The sequence below is a fragment of the Nonomuraea sp. NPDC051941 genome (genome assembly GCF_044593615.1).
Genome location: NZ_JBIUCF010000130.1, coordinates 1 through 2,960 on the forward strand (window position 1 = coordinate 1; position 2,960 = coordinate 2,960).

Below are 2,960 nucleotides of genomic sequence, written 5' to 3' on the forward strand. Positions count from 1 at the left end.
AGCACCACCACATCGGGAAGCTGCGCACGCAGCAGCTCCAGCCCCCGCTCACCGGACTCCACCGCGCTCACCCGATGCCCATGCCGGGTCAAGGCCAGCTCAAGACCCTCCCGCACAGCCGGGTCATCCTCGATCAACAACACCCGCGACACGCCGCCGCTCATCACAGCACGCTCCATACCTCACCCGCCGGTCCACCCCGTCCACTGTCGACCGGCCGTGTCCCCACCCCGTCCGCGCCATGTCATCGTTGTGTCACGATCACGCCGGTACTCGCCGCCGTCGACAAACGATGACATCGGGCGGACAACGCGCGCACATTCGGCGCCAATCGTAGTTCGTCATGGACGAACCACGCACCATCCCCCTTCGGCCCCGAGACCGGCTGTATGCCGTGGTCACGCTGGTGCTGGCCGTGCTCCTGCTACCTGCGGCGTTCCTCCGCCGCCCCGGCCGGGCCCGCCAACAGGCCTGCCACTGGGCGTTACGGATGCGCTTCCCCGCCGAAGACCTCACCGGGCTCACCGACGGCGCCAGAGCGGCGTTCACCGCGGCCCGCACCGAGGCGCTGTGGCGTCACGGCCAGCTCCTCGGCCTCACCTCGGGCTACCGCGACCCCCTCGTCCAGCAACAGATGTTCGAGGACGAGGTGCGCCGCCGCGGCTCCGCGACCCTGGCACGCATGCTCGTGCTCCCACCGGCGGAATCCTCCCACGTCAAGGGCATCGCGCTGGACGTGCGCCCCCACGAAGGCGCGCGCTGGCTCGAGGACCACGGCGCCCGCTACGACCTGTACCGCATGTACGACAACGAGTGGTGGCACTTCGAACACCGCCCCGACTGCCGCGGCAGGCCACCACGACGACGGCCCCACCCCGGCGTGGGCTACGACATCGAGAACGGGAGCTCATGATCGACCGGGCGTTCGGAGAGGGCCAGGGTATGTCATCGGGGAGTGACAACAAGTCCGGCTTGCTGGGATGGCGTCTGCAAGCAGCGCGCGAGATGGCGTTCGTGGGGCGGGAGGAAGAGCTCGCGGTCTTCAACGCGGCGTTGTACGGCGGCGGCTGCAGCGTTCTGTACGTGCACGGTCCCGGCGGCATCGGGAAGTCGGCCCTGTTGCGGCGGTTCGCTCACGAGGCCGAGGTGGCGGGACGGCCGGTGTCCATGGTGGACGGGCGCATGTTGGACCCGGCGGCCTCCGAGGCCGGGCCGGTGCTTCGCGATGCGGACGCGGTGCTGCTGGTCGACGACTTCGAACGCATTCAGGGGTTGGAGGGATGGCTGCGCGAGCGGTTCCTGCCGCGGGTGCCCATGGGGGCGCTGGTGGTGATCGCCGGGCGGAATCCGCCGGATATGCGGTGGCAGGCGGATCCGGGGTGGGCAGGGGCGCTGGAGGTGCTGCCGCTGCGCGACCTGCGGGCCGGAGACGCGCAGGCCCTGATGGACTCCTCCGGGGTGCCGGCCGAGTTGCGCGAGCCGCTGCTGGCCTTCGCCGGTGGTCATCCGCTGGCGCTGCTGCTGGGGGCGGCCGTGGCGGTGAAGGACGGCGAGGCCGGCCGGCGGTGGATGCCGCATCAGGACGTGGTGGCCACGTTGCTGGATCAGCTGGTGGGCGAGCTGCCTTCGGCTGCGCACCGGCATGCTCTGGAGATCTGCGCGCATGCGTACACGACGACGGAGGACCTGCTGCGGGCGGCCTTGCCGGAGGACGCCGGGAGGTTGTTCCGGTGGTTGCGGCGGTTGCCGTTCGTGGAGTCGAGCCGCCGCGGGCTGGTTCCGAATGACGTGGTGCGGGAGCTGCTGGAGGCGGACCTGCGATGGCGGGATCCCGAGGGGTACGCGGCGATGCACGACCGCATCCACGCGCAGCTGGCGGAGCGGGTGCGCACGGCGAACGACGTGGACGTGCCCGGCGCGGTGGCGGCGCTGCTCTACCTGCATCGCGACAACGGGGCGCCGGCCGATTTCCGTGGCCGCCACGACGAGTTCCAGGAAGAGGTGTTGCGGGAGGAGGACTTCGGCACGTTGCTCCGGGTGGCGGCGGAGGGTGCGGGCTGCGCCGCCTTCTGGGCGGAACGTCAGCCGGAGGCGTTCCGGCTGTATCGGCGGACCGAAACCGGCGAGCCCGTGGCTTTCTCCGCGTGGTTGAGGTTGGCGGAACCGGATGAGGAGGAGCTTGCGGCCGATCCCATCGTGGCCAGGGCGTGGGCGCATGCGCGTGCCACCACGCCGTTGCGCGCCGGTGAACATCTGGCGGTCAGCCGGCTGTGGGCGCTGCCGCCGTATCGGGGGAACTCGCCGGTGGTGGATCTGATCCAGTGGCGGGTGATCGGCAATTGTCTGCGGTCCGAGCGGATGGCATGGTCATATGTCGAGATACGGCATCCGAAGCAGCGGCAGTACGGGATGCGTGACATCTCCGAGCAGCCACAACTGGGGGACGACGCGTACGGCCTGTTCGTTCATGACTGGCGCGCGGTGCCGCCGCAGGCGTGGCTGGAGCGGATGAACCGACCGCTCCACGCGGGGCCTGCCGCGACGTCGGAGCTGGCGGTGCTGTCCCAGGCGGAGTTCGCCGAGGCTGTTCGCAAGGCGTTGCGCCAGCTGTCTCGGCTGGACGGGCTGGCCGCTTCCCCGCTGACGCGCACCAGGCTGATCGCCGAGCGGGCCGGGCGGAGCCCGGCCACGGCACTGGGTGACCTGCTCCGCCAGGCGATCGACGGCCTGCGTGAGGATCCGCGCTCGGTCAAGTTCCACCGGGCGCTGTCCGTCACGTTCCTGCCCGGCACGCCCACCCAGGAGCTGGCCGCGGAACGACTCGGCCTCCCTTTCACCACCTACCGCCGCCACCTGACGGCCGGCATCGAACGCGTCTGCGCCGACCTGTGGCACCGCGAGCTGTATGGCATCGGCGCACCGGCGTACCGGTCCACCTGAGCCGCCACATCGTGCCTCGA

General features: G+C 70.7%; 3 protein-coding genes. 2 read left to right on the top strand and 1 reads right to left on the bottom strand.

Annotated elements, in window-relative coordinates; all coding sequences use genetic code 11:
- On the bottom strand, positions 1-179 hold a 179-nt coding region (locus ACIHFD_RS67690), incomplete at its 3' end, for a response regulator (RefSeq protein WP_397375940.1).
- Positions 180-343: 164 nt separating this feature from the next.
- Between ACIHFD_RS67690 and vanY-N the strand changes: the two genes are divergently transcribed.
- Positions 344-913, top strand: a complete 570-nt coding sequence (gene vanY-N, locus ACIHFD_RS67695) for a D,D-peptidase/D,D-carboxypeptidase VanY-N (protein WP_397375938.1) — start codon at positions 344-346, stop codon at positions 911-913.
- A 92-nt stretch (positions 914-1,005) separates the two neighbouring features.
- Positions 1,006-2,940 carry an ATP-binding protein gene (locus ACIHFD_RS67700; RefSeq protein ID WP_397375939.1) on the top strand — a complete coding sequence of 645 codons (1,935 nt, stop codon included), beginning with the start codon at positions 1,006-1,008 and terminating at the stop codon, positions 2,938-2,940.
- The last annotated feature ends 20 nt before the right edge of the window (positions 2,941-2,960 follow it).

What these genes read in the sequence shown, in the direction of transcription:
- ACIHFD_RS67700 (WP_397375939.1), top strand. Translation starts at nt 1,006, where the DNA reads ATGGCGTTCGTGGGGCGGGAGGAAGAGCTCGCGGTCTTCAACGCGGCG.
- vanY-N (WP_397375938.1), top strand. Translation starts at nt 344, where the DNA reads ATGGACGAACCACGCACCATCCCCCTTCGGCCCCGAGACCGGCTGTAT.